The sequence below is a fragment of the Clostridium nigeriense genome, assembly GCF_900086595.1.
GTDB lineage: Bacteria > Bacillota > Clostridia > Clostridiales > Clostridiaceae > Clostridium > Clostridium nigeriense.
The window spans coordinates 2,466,785-2,486,103 of the sequence record NZ_LT575472.1 but is presented as its reverse complement, the minus strand read 5'-3'; the positions used below and the strand labels follow the sequence as shown (position 1 = coordinate 2,486,103).

Genomic DNA, 19,319 nt, shown 5'->3' with positions numbered 1-19,319 from the left:
AAAACCTACCTCCTATAGTATTTATATGCATAGAGCTTTTTAATATTATTATTTTATTATAGGTGAGTTTAAGTAATCACTTAATGGATTTAAAGTATTATTTAAAACTGAATAGGATTTCGTTCCCTGTATATCTAAATTTAAAAGTGGATTATTCATATTCTTAGATACTTTAGTTATAATTGGAATTCTAGATTTTTTCTTCATTTCTTTTAATATTAGTTTTCCGGTATCGTTAAATCCAAGGACTCTTGCGTATAGATGTTCATCTTTAATTAACTCATAAAAAGGATAATTATCTAGAGATAAGAATATTTGAGTCATTAACCTTGAAATTTTAGTATAAGTATATCTCTTGCTTTTAATTTTAAAAATTAAATCTTCGTAGGATGAGCTATGATAAATTTCTTTTAAAAATTTATTATCTAATCCTTCTTTTGCTTCAAAAAGATTGTTAAAATTAATGCAATTTGTATAGAGCCTATATTTAATATATTCATACATTTTTTCTTGAAAAACAAAGTTATAATTATTTTTATCTAAAATCTCTAAAGAAGATTTTGGTATATATGAATCTAATGAAGAAATATTTTTTCCGGATTTTAAGCTTTCTCTAATGCTAGTAGCAGAAGAAAAAATACTATCTAATTCCTTATCATTGTATTTTGAACCTTCTCTTTTTAAGGTTAAAGGAATTATATTGCTATTTATTTTAGTAAGAGCCTTAATATATTCAATTCCTAAAATATTATTTGAATTAGAAAGCACTTCCTTTAAAGAATCATCTTTTAATAAGTTTATTAATGCATTTTCACGAGCCTTTACATAGGTTACTCCAGATTTAAGATTATCTTTAACAATTTCTTGAAATTCATAAGATTCATAGGTTAAAAATTTCGCAATCTTATTTAATAATTCTATAGAGCCACATTCACTACCAAAAAAAATATTTTTTACAACTCCAATTTTATCAAGAATATTTATTGCACCTTTTGCAAAAAATTCTGCTGAGGAAACTGCATAAAAAGTTGGAAGTTCAATTACTAAATCTACACCGTTTAATAATGCCATTTCAGTTCTTTTCCATTTATCTATAATAGCAGGTTCACCTCTTTGAACAAAATTACCGCTCATTATACAAATTATGCCATCACAATTAGTTGTTTTTTTTGCTGAATTAAGATGAAATAAATGTCCATTGTGAAATGGATTATATTCTGTAATTATTCCTGTTATATTCATAAATACACTCCTTAATGGGAAATATAAAAATATTATAACATAATAATTTTATATGAAAAGTTAAATATATAGGCTATTAAGGATAAGAAAAATCATTATTCGAAATATTCTTAATATAAAGAATTAAATCTTTTGATTATTTTAGGTTGAAAAATATAGTTATTTAGGGGTATATTAGTATATGGGAAAAGTCCGTATTTTTTGAAAGGAGAAGATGTTATGGAACTTATGAATAAATTATGGGAATCAGCTAAGGCTGATAAAAGAAGAATAGTTCTTCCAGAAGGTGATGAGGAAAGAACTTTAGTTGCATCTCAAAGAATTCAAGAGTTAGGTTTAGCTTATGTAATTTTAGTAGGAGATAAGGATATAATAGAAAATAAAGCTAAGGAGTTAGGTGTAAACTTAGAAGGAATTGAAATAGTAGATCCTAACAAATCAGATAGACTAGAAACTTATGTTAATGCCTTTTATGAATTAAGAAAAAACAAAGGAATGACTTTAGAAAAGGCAGATAAAATAGTTAGAGACCCTCTATATTTTGGAACAATGATGGTTAAACTAGACCATGCAGATGGTATGGTTTCAGGTGCTGTACATACAACAGGGGACTTACTAAGACCAGGACTTCAAGTTATAAAGACAGCGCCTGGTGTTTCAGTAGTATCAAGTTTCTTCATAATGATGGTTCCAGGTTCAAAGTATGGTGAGGAAGGAATGTTATTATTCTCTGACTGTGCTGTAAACCCTAATCCAACATATGAGCAATTAGCAGCTATAGCTATAGCAACTGCTGATACTGCAAGAAATCTTTGTAAAATAGAGCCAAGAGTGGCAATGTTATCATTCTCAACTATGGGAAGTGCAGACCATGAGATGGTAGATAAGGTTAGAAAGGCAACTGAGCTTGCAAAGGAATTAAGACCTGATTTATTAATAGATGGTGAGTTACAATTAGATGCAGCTATAGTTGATAAAGTAGCAGCTCAAAAGGCACCAAATAGTAATGTTGCAGGTAAGGCTAATGTTTTAATATTCCCAGATTTACAAAGTGGTAATATAGGTTATAAATTAGTTCAAAGATTTGCAAATGCAGAGGCTATTGGACCTATGTGTCAAGGCTTTGCAAAACCAATAAATGACTTATCAAGAGGATGTAGCTCTGATGATATAGTTAATGTAGTTGCTTTAACTGCAGTTCAAGCACAAGCACAAAAATAATTATCCATTAGGAAGGAGTATAATACAAATGAAAGTATTAGTTATTAATTGCGGTAGTTCATCACTTAAGTATCAATTAATTGATATGTCTACAGAAGAATCTTTAGCTCAAGGATTAGTTGAAAGAATAGGAATTGAAGGTTCTGTTTTAACACAAAAGGTTGAAGGTAGAGATAAATATATAGTTAAACAACCAATGGCAGACCATAAAGTTGCTATAAAATTAGTTTTAGATGCTTTAGTAGACAAGGAAAATGGAGTAATTTCATCAATGGATGAAATTACAGCTGTAGGACACAGAGTAGTTCATGGTGGAGAAAAATATAAATCTTCAGTAGTTATAAATAATGAAGTTAAAGATTATATAAGAGAATGCTTTAAGCTTGCACCTCTACATAACCCTGCAAATATGATAGGTATAGAAGCATGCGAAGAGCTTATGCCAAATACACCAATGGTAGCTGTTTTTGATACTGCTTTCCATGGAACAATGCCAGAAGAAGCATATCTTTATGCTCTTCCATATGATTTATATGAAAAGCATGGAATAAGAAAATATGGATTCCATGGAACTTCTCATAAATATGTATCTCAAAAAGTTGCAGAAGTTATGGGTAAAGATATAAAGGATTTAAAGATAGTTACTTGTCATTTAGGAAATGGTGCAAGTTTAGCAGCTATAAAAAATGGAGTTTCTATAGATACTTCAATGGGATTCACACCACTTGAAGGTGTAGCTATGGGAACTAGAAGTGGTAATATAGATCCTGCTATAGTTACTTTCTTAATGAAAGAAGAAGGCTTATCAGTAGATGAAGTAAATGACTTATTAAATAAGAAGTCAGGTGTTCTTGGTATATCAGGAATTAGTTCAGACTTTAGAGACATTGAAGATGCTGCATTTAAGGAAGATGTTCATAGAGCAAAATTAGCACTTGCTATATTTGAATACAAGGTTAGAACTACTATAGGAGCCTATGCTGCTGTAATGGGCGGAGTTGATGCTATAGTATTTACTGCTGGTGTTGGTGAAAATGGACCAGAAACAAGAGAATCTATACTAACAGGATTAGAATTCTTAGGTGTTGAAGTAGATACAGAAAGAAATAAGGTTAGAGGAAAGGTTAGAGAAATCTCTAAAGAAGGCTGTAAGGTTAAGGCTTTTGTAATTCCAACTAACGAAGAATTAGTAATAGCAAGAGATACTGTTGAATTAATTAAGTAATAAATTATTAGAAGTGCATAATTATTAGTGAGTTATTTACATAAAATTGCTTGACTTTTAATCATGCACTTTATATAATAAATTGTGTTTATTCGGCAAATATTTATCTAAGGAGTGAAATGAAGCTTTGCTCAAGCTATGTACATAAGGTACATAATGTATCCTAAAGGATATGAGGACATGATCTAGAGCAAGATACATATGATTATACAGTTTTCAGACCTAATTTCATCAAAGAATAGAAAAAAAGAAGTCAATATAACATATGAATTAGCTCCACTTTATTTTGATGGAGAAAAAATAGAAGCTGTAGAAGCTTTAAATGTAGTTGGAAATGTTACCTCTGTTGGAGATGTTTTAACTCTAAGAGCTTCAATAAAGACAAAATTGAAACTGCATTGTTCAAGATGCCTAGAGGCCTTTATCTATCCAATAGATATTGATATAGAAGAAAGGTTTACAAATAATAAGGAACTTCAAAATGATGAAGAAATTATATTTGTAGATAGCAATACCTTTGATATTGCTAAAATTGTTGAAAATGTTATTATTTCAACCTTACCTATTAAGAGACTTTGCACAGACAACTGTAAGGGACTTTGTTACCAATGTGGTAAAAATCTTAACGAGAGTGCTTGTCATTGTGAAACAAATGATGTAGACTTAAGACTGGCAAAGTTACAAGAGTTGTTTGGAAATAAGGAGGTGTAGTAATGGGAAATCCTGCGAGAAAAACATATAGAGCAAAGAGAAATTCAAGAAGAGCTCAAACTTTTAAGGCGAGCTTACCTGGAATAGTTGAATGTCCACAATGTCATGAAATGAAGTTAGCTCACAGAGTTTGTAAGAACTGTGGATTCTATAAAGGTAAAGAAGTAGTTGCTTCAGTAGAAGAATAAAGAAAGTCAAATGACTTTCTTTTCTTTATATATAAGGAAAAGGGGTGAAAGGTATTATGAGAATAGCTATAGATGGAATGGGTGGAGATAATGCACCTAAAGCTGTAGTTGAAGGAGTTATAAAGGCTCTTAACGAATACCAAGGAATAGAATACTATATAACAGGACCTAAAGAAAAAATAGAAGAGGAATTAAAGAATTATACCTATGATAAATCTTTAATCAATATAGTTGATGCTAGAGAAGTAATTTCACCAAATGAACATCCTGTAATGGCTTTAAAGAGAAAAAAAGACTCAAGCATATGCAGAGCTTTAAAGCTTGTAAAAGATAAGGAATGTGATGCTGTAATATCAGGAGGTAGTACAGGGGCATTTTTAGCGGGATGTACCCTTATAGTAGGTAGGATTAAAGGTATTGAAAGACCAGCACTTGCACCTATAATGCCAGGTAAAAATGGTAGCTTTATGATAGTTGATGCTGGAGCAAATGTTGATTGTAAACCTAGTTACTTAGTTCAGTTTGCTAAAATGGGAAAGATATATTATCAAGGGGTATTAGGAAAGGAAAAACCATCAGTAGGCCTTGTTAATATTGGATCTGAAGAAGAAAAAGGAAATGAACTAACTAAAGCTGCCCATAAATTATTGAAAGAAGAAGAAAATTTAAATTTTGTAGGAAATGTAGAGCCAAGAGATACATCAAATGGAGATGTAAATGTTTTAGTTTGCGATGGATTTGTTGGAAATACATTATTAAAAATGTATGAAGGTGTTGCATCTACTCTTTTAAGTATGATAAAAGATGAAATTTTATCAAGTGGTTTAATTAGTAAAATAGGTGCTTTATTATTAAAGCCTGTATTTAAGGCGTTGAAAATAAAATTTGATTACAAAGAATATGGTGGAGCACCATTTTTAGGTGTTGATGGAATATGTATTAAGGCCCATGGAAGTTCGGATGGAAAGGCTTTTAAAAATGCTATAAGACAAACAAAAACCTTTTATGATAATGATGTATTAGGAAAAATTAAAGAAGAACTACAAAATAATATATAATTTATACCAATCTGTATATTGACTAGATAAATAATATATAATATTATCTAAATGATATATGTAGGAGGTGATTTAGATGTTCGATAAAGTTAGAGAAATTATAGCAGAAAAATTAAGTATTAATGAAGATGATATAACAATGGACTCTTCTTTTGTAGATGATTTAAATGCGGATTCATTAGATTTAGTAGAACTTATGATGGCTTTAGAAGATGAGTTAGATACTGAAATTCCAGATGAAGAAGCAGAAAACTTCAAGACTGTTGGAGATGTAGTTAAGTATTTAAAAAATCACGTTGAAGAGTAATTGAATCCCGCAAAATGCGGGATTTTATATTTAACATTTATAATAAAAATTAGTTTATTCTTGAATTTGCTCTCTTAAATAATATTAAAAAGCAAATTGAAGAATAAACTTCAAGGAGTTGTAAAAATGGCGAAGTTTAATATTAGTGAAGTTGAGGAGTATATAGGATTAAGTTTCAATGAGCCAAAGCTTTTAAAGACGGCATTAACTCATAGCTCTTATGCAAATCAGCATAGAGATGAAGAGTATAATGAAAGATTTGAATTTTTAGGTGATTCCATATTACAGTTATGCATAACTGAATATTTATTTTTAAATTATAAAAACAAAAGTGAAGGAGAACTGACTAAAATAAGAAGTCTGATTGTTTGTGAAAATTCTCTTTATGAAATAGGTAAAAAGTTAAATTTAGGATACTTTATTAGAATAAGTAAAGGTGAGGAATTAACTGGTGGAAGAGAGAGAGTTTCAATAATTGCAGATGCGGTTGAAGCTTTATTGGCAGCTATATATTTAGATAAAGGTCTTGAATTTGTTAAAGATTATATATTAGGACATTTTAAGGAGATTATAGATAAAGCAATTAATAATGATATAGTTTTAGATTATAAAACTAAACTTCAAGAAGAAATGCAGAAGGCAGGAGAAGTTACTATAGTCTATGAGTTATTAAAATATGAAGGCCCACCTCATAGAAGAAAATTCTATACATCTGTGATTGTAGAAGATAAAGAACTTGGTCAAGGAGAAGGCTACAGTAAAAAAGAATCTGAGCAAAATGCAGCAAAGGAAGCTTTAAAATCTTTGGAGGTAGTAGATGAATAGAAGACATTATATTATACCTATATTTATATCTCATATAGGTTGCCCTCATCAATGTGTATTTTGTAACCAAGATAAAATAGCAAAGGAAGTTGAAGAGGAAGTTACAGAAAAGGACGTAAGGAATACCATAGAAGAGTATATAAAAACAATAGATCATAGTAGTTCTACAATAGAAGTATCATTTTTTGGAGGGACATTTACTGCTATTGATGTTAAAAAGCAAAAAGAATTATTAAGGGTAGCTAGAGAATATAAAGAAAAAGGTTTTATAGATAAAATAAGAATGTCAACAAGACCAGATGCTATAAATAATTATATATTAAACTATTTAAAGGACTATAAAGTTGATATTATAGAATTGGGTGTTCAATCTTTAGATGATGAAATTTTAAAACTTTCTGGTAGAGGTCATACGGTAAAAGACGTTGAAGTTGCATCTAAATTAATAAAAGAGTTTGGCTTCACTTTAGGGCATCAAATTATGCCGGGACTTCCAGGAGATAGTTTTGATAAAGATATAGAAACCGCTAAAAAGTCTATTGAAATGAAGCCGGATATATGTAGAATTTATCCCTCTTTAGTTATAAAAGATACTCCAATGGAAAAGATGTATGAAAGAGGAGAATATAAGCCTTATTCTTTAGAAGATGCTGTAAATATTTCTAAGGAACTATATAAGCTTTATAAAGAGGCAAATGTAAATATAATTAGAATGGGATTGCAGCCAACTGAAAATATAACTTGGGGTAGGGACTTAATAGATGGACCTTTTCATCCTTCTTTTAGAGAATTGGTAGAAGGAAGTCTTATTTGTGAAAGTATAGAAAAAGCTACTAAAGAAGATGAAGATATAATAATTGAAGTTAATTCCAAGGATTTAAGTAAGCTTTATGCTAATAAAAAGTTATATTTTAATAATATTAAAAATAACCGTAAGGGAAGTATAACAGTAAAAACAAATGATAAATTAAAAAGAGGAAATTTTACTGTTATTGTTGTAAAAAGAATGGAGAATATAAGCATAGGGTAGGCAATAATTTGCCTACCTTATATTGATATTTTATTATCTTTACTATAAACTAAAATAGTAGAATAGGAGTGTAATTATGAAGAAGAAAACAAGACAAAGAGTTATGTATATAATTACTATATTTTTAGCTATTATGTTTTCTATGAGTTTGTTAGTATCATTGGTTAGATAAGGAGTGTATCTATGTTTTTAAAATCCCTAGAAATAAGAGGTTTTAAATCTTTTGCAGATAAAACCAATTTGAAATTTAAAAAAGGTGTAACAGCAGTAGTTGGTCCAAATGGAAGTGGGAAAAGTAATATTTCAGATTCTGTAAGATGGGTTTTGGGAGAGCAAAGCGTAAAGACTTTAAGAGGCGGAAAAATGGAAGATGTTATTTTTGCTGGAACTCAATTTAGAAAGCCTGTTGGATTAGCTCAAGTCTCTCTTACTTTAGATAACTCTGATAATTCTTTAGATACTGATTACTCAGAAGTGACTGTAACGAGAAGAATTTTTAGATCTGGTGAAACTGAGTATTTAATAAATAATCAAAAGTGTAGATTAAAAGATATTCATGGTTTATTTATGGATACAGGTATAGGTAAAGAAGGATATTCTCTTATAGGGCAAGGTAAGATAGAAGCTATCTTAAGTGGAAAACCTGAAGAAAGAAGAGCTTTATTAGAAGAGGCTGCTGGTATTGTTAAGTTTAAATCTAGAAAAGAAGAAGCAGAAAAAAAATTAGCTAATACTGAAAATAATTTAGTTAGAATTAGAGATATAATTTCAACATACGAAGAAAGAATAGAGCCTTTAAAAGAAGAAAGAGAAAAGGCTTTGAAATATAATAGCTTAGCAGATTCCTTAAAGGTAAAGGAAGTATCCTTATTAGTAAATAATATAAAAACTATAGATAAGGATATTAATGAAATTAATAATGAAATAAATAAAAGAAATGAAAAAATAAAAGAGAAAAAAATAGAGTTAAATAAAGCTAAGGAAGAAATATTATCTTTACAACATAAAATAGAGGAATTAGAAAATAAGAACAATAAAGAAAAAAGTGAGTATTATTCAAAAAAAGAAGAAGTAAATCAAAGTCTAAATGATATAGAAATTTTTAAAGAAAGAATTAAAAATTTTGAAGAGATAATTAAAAAAGATTTAATAGAAGTAGAAAATTTAGAAAAGACATTAATTACGTCAAAAGAAGAAAAAGAATCCTTAGTTAAGGAATTAGAAGAAAAAATTAAAGAGCAAATTTATAAAGAAAACCAAATTAAAGAATTTGAAAATATAAGTTATAAATTAAATAGTGAAATACAAAACCTTGAAGAAGAAATAACAAAAATTAAAGAAGAGGAGTTTGAAATATTAAGAAAATCCTCTGAAATAAATAATAGCATTTCTTTCTTAAACAAGGAAATATCCAATAAAGAAGAGCTTGCTGCAAGTGGTGAGAGTAATTTAAAATCTATTGAAGGAAATATAAGTATAAACTTAGCTACCATATCAAGTATTAATGATAAGATAAATACATTTAAAAAATTAAGGGAAGAAACACAAGAGGCTATTATAGAAAATAAGAAAAGAATAGGAGTCTTAAGTGGACAAGTAACTAAAAAAGAAGGCTTTATAAGAGAAAACTTAAAAAAAATAAATATATTAGAAGGTAAATTAACTACTCTTAAAGATTTAGAAAAAAGTTATGAAGGATACCAACTATCTATTAAGAGATTAATGGAAAGAATATATAGTGGACAAATATCCTATGGAAAAGGAACTAAGGTTCTAGGAGAAGTTTTTACTGTTGATAGAAAATTTGAAACCGCTATAGAAATTGCTTTAGGTGGAGCTATATCAAATATAATTACAGAAGATGAAAATATAGCAAAATTATTAATAGAATACTTAAAGAAAAATTCTTTAGGAAGGGCAACTTTTCTACCATTAAATATTATTAAGGGAACTAGAGTAAATGTTTCTAATGATATAAAAAACATAAAAGGGTATTTAGGTATTGCATCTGACTTAATTACTTTTGATTCTAGATTTAAAGAAATAATGGACTACTCTTTAGGAAAAACTATTATAGCGGAGACTATGGAGGATGCTTTAAAAATATCTAAATTAGGAGCGCATAAACTTAGGATAGTAACTTTAGATGGAGAAGTAATAAGTCCTGGAGGAGCTCTTACAGGTGGTAGTATATACAAGAAAAATAATTCAAGTATATTAGGAAGAAGAAGAGAGATTCAGGAACTAGAAGAATCTTTAATAAAGAGCAAAGAAAGTTATAGCTTAGAATTAGAGCTTTTGAAAAAAATAAGAGAAGAAATTAAAGAAATAGATGAAGATAATTTAAATAAAAGTGATGAAATTCATGGTAAAAATATTGATATTACAAGATTAGAAAGTGAAGTTAAGGCTTTAGAAAATGAAAGTTTAAAACTTAAAAACTCTTTAGAAATATCAAAAAATGAAATTATTTTAAATAACGAAAACTTAATAAAATTAAAGAAAGAAATTGAAAATAAAGAAGATAAGTTAAAAATGCTTAATGAAACTAAAGTTAATAACAAAGAGAAGGTGTTAACTTTAGAGAATAGCCTTTTAGAAAAAAAAGAATCCTACAATAAGATTAAAGAAGATAATATTCAAATTAAAATTAGTAAGGCTAAATTAGATGAGATAGTATATTCAAGGCAATCTGATGTTAAAAGAAAAGAAAGAGAAGAAAGAGAAAAGGAAGAAAGAATTTCATTACTTAAAAAAGATAATGAGGAAAAATATAATAATATTAGTTATTTAAGAAAGATAATAGATGATAAAATATTATTAATAGATTCTATAAATAAAAGACTTAAAGAGCTTGAAGATATATTTAAATTTGATGAAGCTAATAGAATAAGTTTAAAGGATAAGTTAAAAATAAGAGATGGTGAATCTACTGAATTAATTGAAGAAATAAGAATTTTAGAAAATGAACTTAATAAAAGGGATATATCTTTTGCAAAATTAGAAAGTGAAAGAGAAAACTATTATTTTAGATTAAATGAAGAATTAAATTTAACCTTAGCAGAAGCTACAGAGATTGCAATTGAAATAGATAATGTATCTAAAGTTAAGGATGAAATATTTAAGTTAAAAGCTGAAATAACTTCTTTAGGAACTGTAAATTTAGCAGCTATAGCAGAATATGAAGAAGTTTGCGAAAAGTATAAGTTTATGTCTTCTCAAGAAGAGGACTTAAATAAGGCAAAAGATGAGTTAATGACTGTAATAAATGAAATGACTGTAAAAATGCAGGAGTTATTTAGAGAAAACTTTAAAATATTAAATAAAAACTTTAATGAAACCTTCATAGAGTTATTTAAGGGTGGAAATGCAGAACTTATTTTAGGTGAGGGTGATGAGCTTACAGCAAATATTGAAATAAATGTTCAGCCACCAGGTAAGAAACTTCAAAATATTAATTTAATGTCAGGTGGAGAAAAAGTTCTTTCTGCTATTGCTTTATTATTTGCTATATTAAAAATGAAGCCTACTCCATTTTGTATTTTGGATGAAATTGAAGCTGCTCTAGATGACGCAAATGTATATAGGTATGCAGAATTTTTAAGAGAGTTCTCTGAAAACATTCAATTCATAGTTATTACACATAGAAAGGGAACTATGGAAGCAAGTGATGTAATGTATGGAGTTACAATGGAAGAAAAAGGAGTTTCTAAAGTAGTTTCTGTAGATTTAAGTAAAGAAAATTAGGAGGTAATTATGGCTATATTCGGAAAAATATTTGATAATTTAAAATCGGGATTATCAAAGACAAAGGATGCATTAACAGATAAAATAAATGAAACTTTAAAATTAGCTATTACAATAGATGAGGATTTATACGAAGAGCTTGAAGAAATATTAGTTATGTCTGATATTGGAATGGATACAACTATAGAAATAATAGATAGGTTAAAAGCTAAGATAAGAAAAGAAAAAATTAATGATCCTAGTGAAGTATATCCAGCATTAAAGGAAGTTATAAGAGATATGCTACTTGAAGGTACTGATAACTCTTCTAAAGAAGAGAGTGGAAAAAAGGTTATGCTAGTAATAGGAGTAAATGGAGTAGGTAAAACTACTTCCATAGGAAAACTTGCTGCAAAGAATAAAGCAGAAGGAAAGAGAGTATTACTTGCGGCAGCAGATACATTTAGAGCAGCAGCTATAGATCAGTTAGAAGTTTGGAGTGAAAGAGCTGGTGTTGATTTAATAAAACATAGTGAAGGTTCAGATCCTGCGGCAGTGGTTTTTGATGCTGTTAGTGCAGCTAAATCAAGAAAGACAGATTTATTAATATGTGATACTGCAGGTAGACTTCATAATAAGAAAAATCTTATGGATGAATTAGCTAAGATAGGAAGAATAATAGATAGAGAATTTGAAGGTGCAGCTAAAGAAACTCTATTAGTTTTAGATGCCACTACAGGACAAAATGCAGTAATACAAGCAAAGCAATTTATGGAGGCATGTCCTATAGATGGAATAATATTAACTAAATTAGATGGAACTGCAAAGGGTGGAGTTGTGATATCTATAAAAAACACTTTAAATATTCCTGTTAGATACATAGGAGTAGGAGAAGGAATAGAAGATTTACAAGAATTTGATGCAGAAAGCTTTGCAGAAGCACTATTTTAAATTAAAAATTAAGAATTAAGAATGAAAAATTTATGTTGAAATTCAGAGGAATCTGAATTTCTTAAAATTTATAACTTAGCAAAGCTAAGTTATTTCCATAATTCTTAATTCTACATTTTAAATTTTACATTTTTTTATAGGGTGTTAAGTAAAAGTACTTGACAGTGTAGAGTTGTTTTGTTAAAATCTCTTTTGTGGGTAAGGTGATGAAATGGAAGATAGGGTTGAGATTTCATTATTAATGGATTTATATGGACCATTATTAACTGAAAAACAGTATAAAATTATGGAGCTTTATTATAATGAGGATTTATCCTTAGCTGAAATTGCTGAATTAAATAACACAAGTCGTCAAGCTATCCATGATTTAATAAAGAGATGTTATAAACAATTTCTATCCTATGAGGAGAAACTTAATTTGCTTAAAAAAAGTTTTAAGCAAGAAGAAATAATTATTAATCTTCTTAATGACTTAAAAGACAAATATTCTTTAACTAAAGAGGATTATAATAAATATAAAAGTATATTAGAAGAGTTATAAAATCATAGGAGGGTTTAATATGGCTTTTGAAGGTTTATCCGATAAATTACAGGAAGCTTTTAAGAAACTTAGAGGCAAAGGGAAGCTTACTGAAAAAGATATAAAAGAAGCCATGAGGGAAGTAAAACTAGCTTTGCTAGAAGCTGATGTTAACTTTAAAGTAGTTAAACAGTTTATATCTAGAGTTAGCGAAAAGTGTGTTGGAGATGAAGTTTTAGAAAGCTTAACTCCAGCTCAACAAGTTATAAAAATAGTTAACGAAGAACTTACTGAACTTATGGGTGGTAGTGAAAGTAAATTAAACTTTAACTCTGTAGGTCCAACTGTAATAATGATGGTTGGTCTGCAAGGGGCTGGTAAGACTACAATGAGTGGAAAACTAGCACTACAACTTAGAAAGCAAAATAAAAAGCCTCTATTAGTAGCTTGCGATATATATAGACCAGCAGCTATAAAACAATTAGAGGTAGTTGGAAAGCAAATTGATATTCCTGTTTTCCAAATGGGTGATAAAGTTAGTCCAGTTGATATTGCAAAAGCTGGAATAGCACACGCAAGGGAAAATGGTAATAATGTAATAATAATAGATACAGCTGGTAGACTTCATATAGATGAAGCACTTATGGATGAATTAAAATCTATAAAGGCGGAAGTTAAACCACAAGAAATATTACTTGTGGTAGACTCTATGACAGGTCAAGATGCAGTTAATGTTGCTGAAAGTTTTAATAATACATTAGATGTTTCAGGTGTTATATTAACTAAGCTTGACGGTGATACTAGAGGTGGAGCAGCTTTATCAATAAGACATATTACTGAAAAACCAATTAAATATATTGGTGTAGGCGAAAAAATGAGTGACTTTGAAGTTTTCTATCCAGATAGAATGGCTTCAAGAATATTAGGAATGGGTGATGTCCTTTCATTAATAGAAAAAGCTCAGCAAGCCTTTGACGATAATGAAGCTAAAGAACTAAGTGCTAAAATGCTAGAAAATGATTTTACTTATGAAGATTATTTAAGTGCAATGGAGCAAATGAAAAAACTTGGATCTTTGAGCAAGATTATGGAAATGATACCTGGATTACCGAAGGAAGCGAAAAATATAGATTTTGACGCTGGTGAAAAAGAGTTAAATAAAGTCAAATCTATAATATATTCTATGACACCTAAAGAAAGAAGAAATCCAAAGCTTATAGCGGGATCTTCATCAAGAAAGAAAAGAATTGCTAAGGGATCAGGTACTTCTCTACAAGATGTTAATAAACTCATTAAGGGCTTTGATATGATGAGAAAGCAAATGAAACAAATGAAGTCTTTTCAAAAGAAGTCTAAAAAAGGATTCTTTGGTAAATTACCTTTTATGAGTTAATATAAACTATAATTTTTAAAGGAGGTGAAAAAACATGGCAGTAAAAATCAGATTAAGAAGAATGGGTGCTAAGAAAGCTCCTTTCTATAGAATAGTTGTTGCTGATTCAAGAGCACCAAGAGATGGTAGATTCATCGAAGAAATAGGATACTACAATCCTTTAACTGAACCAGCTGAAATCAAAATCAACGAAGAAAAAGCTACTAAATGGGTTCAAAATGGAGCTCAACCTACAGATGTAGTTAAGAGACTATTTACTCAAGCAGGATTAAATAAGTAATTTTTTAGGAGGTGAACTCTGTAATTAAATATAATTACAGGTGTTTATGAAGGAATTAATTGAAGGTATAGCTAAATCCCTTGTGGATAATCCAAATGAAGTTCATGTAAATGAAATACAAGGAGAGCAATCAATTATTCTGGAACTAAAGGTTGCTCCTGCAGACATGGGAAAAGTAATAGGCAAACAGGGAAGAATAGCAAAAGCTATTAGAACTGTTGTAAAAGCAGCAGCCATGAGAGAAGATAAAAAAGTAGTAGTTGAAATTATTGATAAGAAGAGTTAGGATTATCCTAACTCTTTTTAATTAACTGTAGAGATGTAAGTATATTTTTATTAATAGGTTGTAATACTTCTAATGTATCTATATAATAACAATGGAAATATTAGAAATATTAATATATAGTTTAATTTAAAGTTAATAAATAACTAAGGTGAAAGTAATTTATTTATAAGAGGTGCAATATGAAAGAAATTTTAAGAGTTGGTAAAATAGTTAATACTCATGGATTAAAAGGAGAAGTTAAAGTAATACCATTAACTGATGATCCTAAAAGATATAATGAATTAGAATTTGTTCTTATAGATGGAGTAAAGAGAAATATAGAAAGTTGTAAATATCAAAAAGATAGAGTTATAGTTAAAGTGGAAGGAATAAATTCCATTGAAGAAGCTGAAAAGTATAAAAATAAATATATGGAAATTCCAAGAGAATATGCAGTTCCTTTAGAAGATGATACATATTATATTGCTGATATAATAGGATGTAGGGTGTATGATACTGAAGGCAAAGATTTAGGTGAAGTTTATGATGTAATTCAAACTAAAAATAATGATGTGTATTGGATTAAAAAACCTAAAGAACTTTTAATACCAGTACTACTAGATATAGTAATAGATATTGATGTTGAAAGTAAAAAAATAATAATAAAACCTGTGGGAGAATGGCAAGATGAAGATTAATATTCTTACATTATTTCCTGAAATGTTTGATATTTTTAATCATAGTATAATTGGAAAAGCTAAAGATAAAGGACTTGTGCAAATTGAGCCAATAAATATTAGGGATTTTACATTGAATAAGCATAAGAAAGTAGATGATTATCCTTATGGAGGAGGAGCAGGAATGGTAATGACTCCTCAGCCACTTGTAGATTCTATAAGGCATTGTAAAAAAGCAAATAAAGGTAAAGTAATATTTTTAGGACCAAGAGGAAAAACCTTTAATCAGAAAATGGCTATGGAATTATCAAAAGAAGAAGAACTCATTTTTATATGTGGACATTATGAAGGAATAGATGAAAGAGTATATAAGCATATAGATTTAGAAATATCTTTAGGTGATTTTATATTAACAGGTGGAGAAATGGCAGCTATTCCTGTAATAGATTCTATTTTAAGATTAAAAAATGGAGTTTTAGGGAAAGAGGAAAGTTATGAAGAGGAATCATTTTCAGAAGGATTACTTGAATATCCTCAGTACACTAGACCTGAGGAGTTTGAAGGGGACAAAGTTCCAGAAGTATTACTTTCGGGGCATCATGAAAATATAAGAAAATGGAGAAGAGCAAAATCTATAATTCTTACAAAAGAAAGAAGAAAAGATTTATACGATAAAATTACACTAAGTAAAGAAGATAAAAAAATATTAGAAAAATATAAATAAATTATTGAACAATAACATTAATTATGTTAAAATTACCTTTGTGTTAGTACGGGCGGTCCTCTGTCAAGGATTTGTTAAGAACGTCTAATAAAAATTTAAGGAGGGACTACACAATGAACGAAATAATAAGAGCTATAGAAGCAGAACAATTAAGAAACGATCTACCAAACTTCAACGTAGGAGATACTGTTAAAGTTTATGTTAAGATCAAAGAAGGAACAAGAGAAAGAATCCAAATGTTTGAAGGAACAGTTATTAAGAAGCAAAACGGTGGATTAAGAGAAACTTTCACTGTAAGAAGAGTTGCTTATGGAACTGGAGTAGAAAGAACTTTCCCAATGAACTCTCCAATCATTGATAGAATGGAAGTAGTAAGAAAAGGTAAAGTTAGAAGAGCTAAGTTATTCTACTTAAGAGATAGAGTAGGTAAGGCTGCTAAAGTTAAAGAATTAAACGTTAGATAATGATCTAATGATTAAGTAAGGGACTTTTTTAAGTCCCTTTTTCTTTAATGAAAAGGAAAGTATAAAAATTTACTCTTATCATTACGTTTTATACTTTCTTTCCTTTAGCTTTTAAGTGTGCTATATAAGATTGTTATGACTTGGAGCTAAGGCCACGGAATAATCAAACTTATGTAGCATATTTTTTTATTATTTTGAAAACTATAAATAGTAACAAATTGATGATAATTGTAGCCTTTAACAATATAAGTATAAATAAATAAAGAAATAATATAGATTTTTATCTGTAAACAGTAAAACATATATAGATAAGAGTAAGATTTATATAGTGAAATTTTAGATATTATAATAAATATTTGATATGGAGGAAATAGAAATGGGTAAAATAAATTGGTTTCCAGGGCATATGAAAAAAACTCAAAGGGAAATTAAAGAAAATTTAAAATTAGTAGATGCAGTAATAGAAATTAGAGACGCAAGAATTCCAAGAAGTTCTGCTAATCCTGATATAGATAAACTTTGTGAAGGAAAGCCTAGAATAATACTTTTAAACAAAAGTGATTTATCAGAAAATAGAGTAACAAAAATGTGGATTAATCATTTATCTTCTGAAAATGTTAGGGTTTTAGAAGTGAATTGTTTAACGGGTAAAGGTCTAAATCAAATAAAGCCAACATTAGATGCATTGCTAAAGGAAAAGCATGATAGATTAAAAGCTAAAGGATTAGTGAAAATTCAAATGAGAGTTATGGTAGTTGGAATACCTAACGTTGGAAAATCTACATTTATAAATAAAATGGCAAAAAATAATATAGCAAAAACAGGGGATAGACCAGGAGTTACCAAGAGTAAGCAATGGATAAAAACTAAAATGGATATTGAGATGCTTGATACTCCAGGGGTTTTATGGCCTAAGTTTGAAGATGATAATACAGCTCTTAATTTAGCTTTTACAGGAGCTATAAAGGACGAGATAATGGATATTGAAGAATTATCTTTTAATTTAGTTAAAAGATTACAAGAACATTATAAAAGTAATCTTATAGAAAGATATAAAATAGATGATGTTAATGAGGATCCATTAGAAACATTAAATAATATTGCAAGAAAAAGAGGCTGTTTAGTTAAGGGTGGAGAAATAGATTATAACAGAATAGCTGTAATTTTATTAGATGAATTTAGAGGTGGAAAGATAGGAAACATTTCATTAGAGCATCCAAATGAAGAAATTGAGGGATAGTATGGAATTATTAAAAATGAACATTGAAGCTTTAAGTTATAAGGATATAAAGAGTTATGTAGATAAAATAAATATAAAAGAAGAAAGAAATAATGCAGAACTTGTATATTTAATTGATAAACTGGCTTTAGATAATAGAAAAAATGTTAAAGCCTTAAGTGCAAAAATTGAAAAAGAAAGAGAAAAAATAAAGAGTGAAAGTGATAGGGTAAAAAAAATGTATAATTTCGACAAGGGATTTGGAAATTATACATATGTAGCAGGTGTAGATGAGGTTGGACGTGGACCTTTAGCTGGACCTATTGTAGCCTGCGCAGTTATTTTAGACTTAAATGTATTAGAGGATGAACTTATTCTTTGGCTTAATGATTCAAAAAAACTATCTGAAAAGAAAAGAGAAGAGCTTGCAAAAGAGATTAAGAATAAGGCATTAGCATACTATATAGCAGAAAAATCAAATGATGAAATTGATGAGAAGGGGATAGCCTTCTGCAATAATAATATATTTTTAGAAGCATGTACTTCTATGTCAATAAAACCTGATTTGGTTTTATCAGATGGATACTTAGTTAAGGGGATAGATATAGAAAATAAATCTGTTATTAAAGGTGATGCAAAATCCGCATCTATAGCTGCAGCTTCTATTTTGGCGAAAGTTTACAGAGATAACTTAATGAAAGAGTATTCAAAAGAATATCCTTATTATTCTTTTGAAGAAAATGCCGGTTATGGTACAACTAAGCATATAGAAGGATTAAAAGAGTTTGGACCATGTAAAATACATAGAATGTCTTTTTTAAAAAATATACTGTAAGGATTTAATATAATCTAAATGCATCTTTTATATGATTTATATTATATAAATTGTTATTTTTATTAAAATAAACTTCTATTACATCAAATCTACAATTATAATTAAATAATTTGTTTTTAAGTAAAAAATATTTAGATATATTAATTATTTGTTTTTGTTTTAAGTAGGTAACAGCTTCGCTTGGAAATCCAAAATTGTAGCTATACCTACTTTTTACTTCTATAAAAACTATAATATCTTTAAACTTACATATTATATCTATTTCACCATTTCTAATTCTAAAATTTTTATAAAGAATATCATAATCATTTCTATTTAAATAATCTAAGGCTAAATTTTCTCCATAGTCGCCAATATCTTTATTATATTTTTTCATAAAATCACCCCTTTTAAATATTGACTGTAATAATATAAAAAATTCACCAAGTTAATGATTAATAAATAATTCTTATGGTCAA

General features: G+C 28.5%; 21 protein-coding genes. 19 read left to right on the top strand and 2 right to left on the bottom strand.

Going from position 1 to position 19,319, the window contains the following annotated elements:
• Window positions 1-48: 48 nt before the first annotated feature.
• Entirely contained in the window at window positions 49-1,242 is a 1,194-nt protein-coding gene (locus tag BN6774_RS11710) for a nucleotidyltransferase (RefSeq protein WP_066893845.1), read from the bottom strand.
• A gap of 219 nt (window positions 1,243-1,461) precedes the next feature.
• Between BN6774_RS11710 and pta the strand changes: the two genes are divergently transcribed.
• From pta to BN6774_RS11615, 19 genes are all read left to right on the top strand, one after another.
• Window positions 1,462-2,463, top strand: coding sequence for a phosphate acetyltransferase (gene pta, locus BN6774_RS11705; protein ID WP_066893843.1), 1,002 nt, complete (start codon window positions 1,462-1,464; stop codon window positions 2,461-2,463).
• A gap of 28 nt (window positions 2,464-2,491) precedes the next feature.
• Window positions 2,492-3,688, top strand: coding sequence for an acetate kinase (locus tag BN6774_RS11700; RefSeq protein ID WP_066893841.1), 1,197 nt, complete (start codon window positions 2,492-2,494; stop codon window positions 3,686-3,688).
• 201 nt (window positions 3,689-3,889) lie between these two features.
• Window positions 3,890-4,399: a YceD family protein gene (locus BN6774_RS11695; RefSeq protein WP_066893839.1), complete on the top strand. Its 510-nt coding sequence runs from the start codon at window positions 3,890-3,892 to the stop codon at window positions 4,397-4,399.
• A gap of 2 nt (window positions 4,400-4,401) precedes the next feature.
• Window positions 4,402-4,587 carry a 50S ribosomal protein L32 gene (gene rpmF / locus BN6774_RS11690; RefSeq protein ID WP_008678357.1) on the top strand — a complete coding sequence of 62 codons (186 nt, stop codon included), beginning with the start codon at window positions 4,402-4,404 and terminating at the stop codon, window positions 4,585-4,587.
• 56 nt (window positions 4,588-4,643) lie between these two features.
• A complete protein-coding gene (gene plsX / locus BN6774_RS11685) occupies window positions 4,644-5,645 on the top strand; it encodes a phosphate acyltransferase PlsX (protein WP_066893837.1) in 1,002 nt (333 codons plus the stop codon).
• Between the two features lie 76 nt (window positions 5,646-5,721).
• Complete coding sequence (gene acpP / locus BN6774_RS11680) at window positions 5,722-5,952, top strand: acyl carrier protein (RefSeq protein ID WP_066893835.1); 231 nt, start codon at window positions 5,722-5,724, stop codon at window positions 5,950-5,952.
• 126 nt (window positions 5,953-6,078) lie between these two features.
• Entirely contained in the window at window positions 6,079-6,777 is a 699-nt protein-coding gene (gene rnc, locus BN6774_RS11675) for a ribonuclease III (protein ID WP_066893833.1), read from the top strand.
• Window positions 6,770-7,807: an elongator complex protein 3 gene (locus BN6774_RS11670; protein ID WP_066893830.1), complete on the top strand. Its 1,038-nt coding sequence runs from the start codon at window positions 6,770-6,772 to the stop codon at window positions 7,805-7,807. The genes rnc and BN6774_RS11670 overlap by 8 nt, the downstream gene beginning before the upstream one ends.
• Before the next feature lie 183 nt (window positions 7,808-7,990).
• The gene (smc, locus tag BN6774_RS11665) at window positions 7,991-11,554 is read left to right on the top strand and encodes a chromosome segregation protein SMC (protein ID WP_066893828.1); all 3,564 of its coding nucleotides are present in this window, start codon (window positions 7,991-7,993) and stop codon (window positions 11,552-11,554) included.
• Between the two features lie 15 nt (window positions 11,555-11,569).
• Window positions 11,570-12,484 (top strand): signal recognition particle-docking protein FtsY, encoded by a 915-nt coding sequence (ftsY, locus tag BN6774_RS11660; RefSeq protein WP_066896630.1) that lies wholly within the window; start codon window positions 11,570-11,572, stop codon window positions 12,482-12,484.
• A gap of 211 nt (window positions 12,485-12,695) precedes the next feature.
• Window positions 12,696-13,025, top strand: a complete 330-nt coding sequence (locus tag BN6774_RS11655; protein WP_066893826.1) for a putative DNA-binding protein — start codon at window positions 12,696-12,698, stop codon at window positions 13,023-13,025.
• Window positions 13,026-13,044: 19 nt separating this feature from the next.
• Window positions 13,045-14,397, top strand: a complete 1,353-nt coding sequence (gene ffh, locus BN6774_RS11650) for a signal recognition particle protein (protein WP_066893823.1) — start codon at window positions 13,045-13,047, stop codon at window positions 14,395-14,397.
• A gap of 34 nt (window positions 14,398-14,431) precedes the next feature.
• Window positions 14,432-14,677 carry a 30S ribosomal protein S16 gene (gene rpsP, locus BN6774_RS11645; protein WP_066893821.1) on the top strand — a complete coding sequence of 82 codons (246 nt, stop codon included), beginning with the start codon at window positions 14,432-14,434 and terminating at the stop codon, window positions 14,675-14,677.
• 46 nt (window positions 14,678-14,723) lie between these two features.
• Window positions 14,724-14,963, top strand: coding sequence for a KH domain-containing protein (locus tag BN6774_RS11640; protein ID WP_066893819.1), 240 nt, complete (start codon window positions 14,724-14,726; stop codon window positions 14,961-14,963).
• A gap of 179 nt (window positions 14,964-15,142) precedes the next feature.
• Window positions 15,143-15,640 (top strand): ribosome maturation factor RimM, encoded by a 498-nt coding sequence (gene rimM / locus BN6774_RS11635; protein WP_066893817.1) that lies wholly within the window; start codon window positions 15,143-15,145, stop codon window positions 15,638-15,640.
• Complete coding sequence (trmD, locus tag BN6774_RS11630) at window positions 15,630-16,343, top strand: tRNA (guanosine(37)-N1)-methyltransferase TrmD (RefSeq protein WP_066893815.1); 714 nt, start codon at window positions 15,630-15,632, stop codon at window positions 16,341-16,343. The genes rimM and trmD overlap by 11 nt, the downstream gene beginning before the upstream one ends.
• 113 nt (window positions 16,344-16,456) lie before the next feature.
• Window positions 16,457-16,807 (top strand): 50S ribosomal protein L19, encoded by a 351-nt coding sequence (rplS, locus tag BN6774_RS11625; RefSeq protein ID WP_066893814.1) that lies wholly within the window; start codon window positions 16,457-16,459, stop codon window positions 16,805-16,807.
• Between the two features lie 376 nt (window positions 16,808-17,183).
• Complete coding sequence (gene ylqF, locus BN6774_RS11620; RefSeq protein WP_066893812.1) at window positions 17,184-18,047, top strand: ribosome biogenesis GTPase YlqF; 864 nt, start codon at window positions 17,184-17,186, stop codon at window positions 18,045-18,047.
• A 1-nt stretch (window position 18,048) separates the two neighbouring features.
• Window positions 18,049-18,861 carry a ribonuclease HII gene (locus BN6774_RS11615; protein WP_066893810.1) on the top strand — a complete coding sequence of 271 codons (813 nt, stop codon included), beginning with the start codon at window positions 18,049-18,051 and terminating at the stop codon, window positions 18,859-18,861.
• Window positions 18,862-18,865: 4 nt separating this feature from the next.
• Here BN6774_RS11615 and BN6774_RS11610 read toward each other — a convergent pair whose 3' ends face one another.
• Entirely contained in the window at window positions 18,866-19,237 is a 372-nt protein-coding gene (locus BN6774_RS11610) for a YraN family protein (protein WP_066893808.1), read from the bottom strand.
• Window positions 19,238-19,319: the final 82 nt, after the last annotated feature.

Coding starts and splice junctions, on each gene's coding strand:
- BN6774_RS11710 (WP_066893845.1), bottom strand. CDS start 1,242: ATGAATATAACAGGAATAATTACAGAATATAATCCATTTCACAATGGA.
- pta (WP_066893843.1), top strand. CDS start 1,462: ATGGAACTTATGAATAAATTATGGGAATCAGCTAAGGCTGATAAAAGA.
- BN6774_RS11700 (WP_066893841.1), top strand. CDS start 2,492: ATGAAAGTATTAGTTATTAATTGCGGTAGTTCATCACTTAAGTATCAA.
- BN6774_RS11695 (WP_066893839.1), top strand. CDS start 3,890: ATGATTATACAGTTTTCAGACCTAATTTCATCAAAGAATAGAAAAAAA.
- rpmF (WP_008678357.1), top strand. CDS start 4,402: ATGGGAAATCCTGCGAGAAAAACATATAGAGCAAAGAGAAATTCAAGA.
- plsX (WP_066893837.1), top strand. CDS start 4,644: ATGAGAATAGCTATAGATGGAATGGGTGGAGATAATGCACCTAAAGCT.
- acpP (WP_066893835.1), top strand. CDS start 5,722: ATGTTCGATAAAGTTAGAGAAATTATAGCAGAAAAATTAAGTATTAAT.
- rnc (WP_066893833.1), top strand. CDS start 6,079: ATGGCGAAGTTTAATATTAGTGAAGTTGAGGAGTATATAGGATTAAGT.
- BN6774_RS11670 (WP_066893830.1), top strand. CDS start 6,770: ATGAATAGAAGACATTATATTATACCTATATTTATATCTCATATAGGT.
- smc (WP_066893828.1), top strand. CDS start 7,991: ATGTTTTTAAAATCCCTAGAAATAAGAGGTTTTAAATCTTTTGCAGAT.
- BN6774_RS11655 (WP_066893826.1), top strand. CDS start 12,696: ATGGAAGATAGGGTTGAGATTTCATTATTAATGGATTTATATGGACCA.
- ffh (WP_066893823.1), top strand. CDS start 13,045: ATGGCTTTTGAAGGTTTATCCGATAAATTACAGGAAGCTTTTAAGAAA.
- rpsP (WP_066893821.1), top strand. CDS start 14,432: ATGGCAGTAAAAATCAGATTAAGAAGAATGGGTGCTAAGAAAGCTCCT.
- BN6774_RS11640 (WP_066893819.1), top strand. CDS start 14,724: ATGAAGGAATTAATTGAAGGTATAGCTAAATCCCTTGTGGATAATCCA.
- rimM (WP_066893817.1), top strand. CDS start 15,143: ATGAAAGAAATTTTAAGAGTTGGTAAAATAGTTAATACTCATGGATTA.
- trmD (WP_066893815.1), top strand. CDS start 15,630: ATGAAGATTAATATTCTTACATTATTTCCTGAAATGTTTGATATTTTT.
- rplS (WP_066893814.1), top strand. CDS start 16,457: ATGAACGAAATAATAAGAGCTATAGAAGCAGAACAATTAAGAAACGAT.
- ylqF (WP_066893812.1), top strand. CDS start 17,184: ATGGGTAAAATAAATTGGTTTCCAGGGCATATGAAAAAAACTCAAAGG.
- BN6774_RS11615 (WP_066893810.1), top strand. CDS start 18,049: ATGGAATTATTAAAAATGAACATTGAAGCTTTAAGTTATAAGGATATA.
- BN6774_RS11610 (WP_066893808.1), bottom strand. CDS start 19,237: ATGAAAAAATATAATAAAGATATTGGCGACTATGGAGAAAATTTAGCC.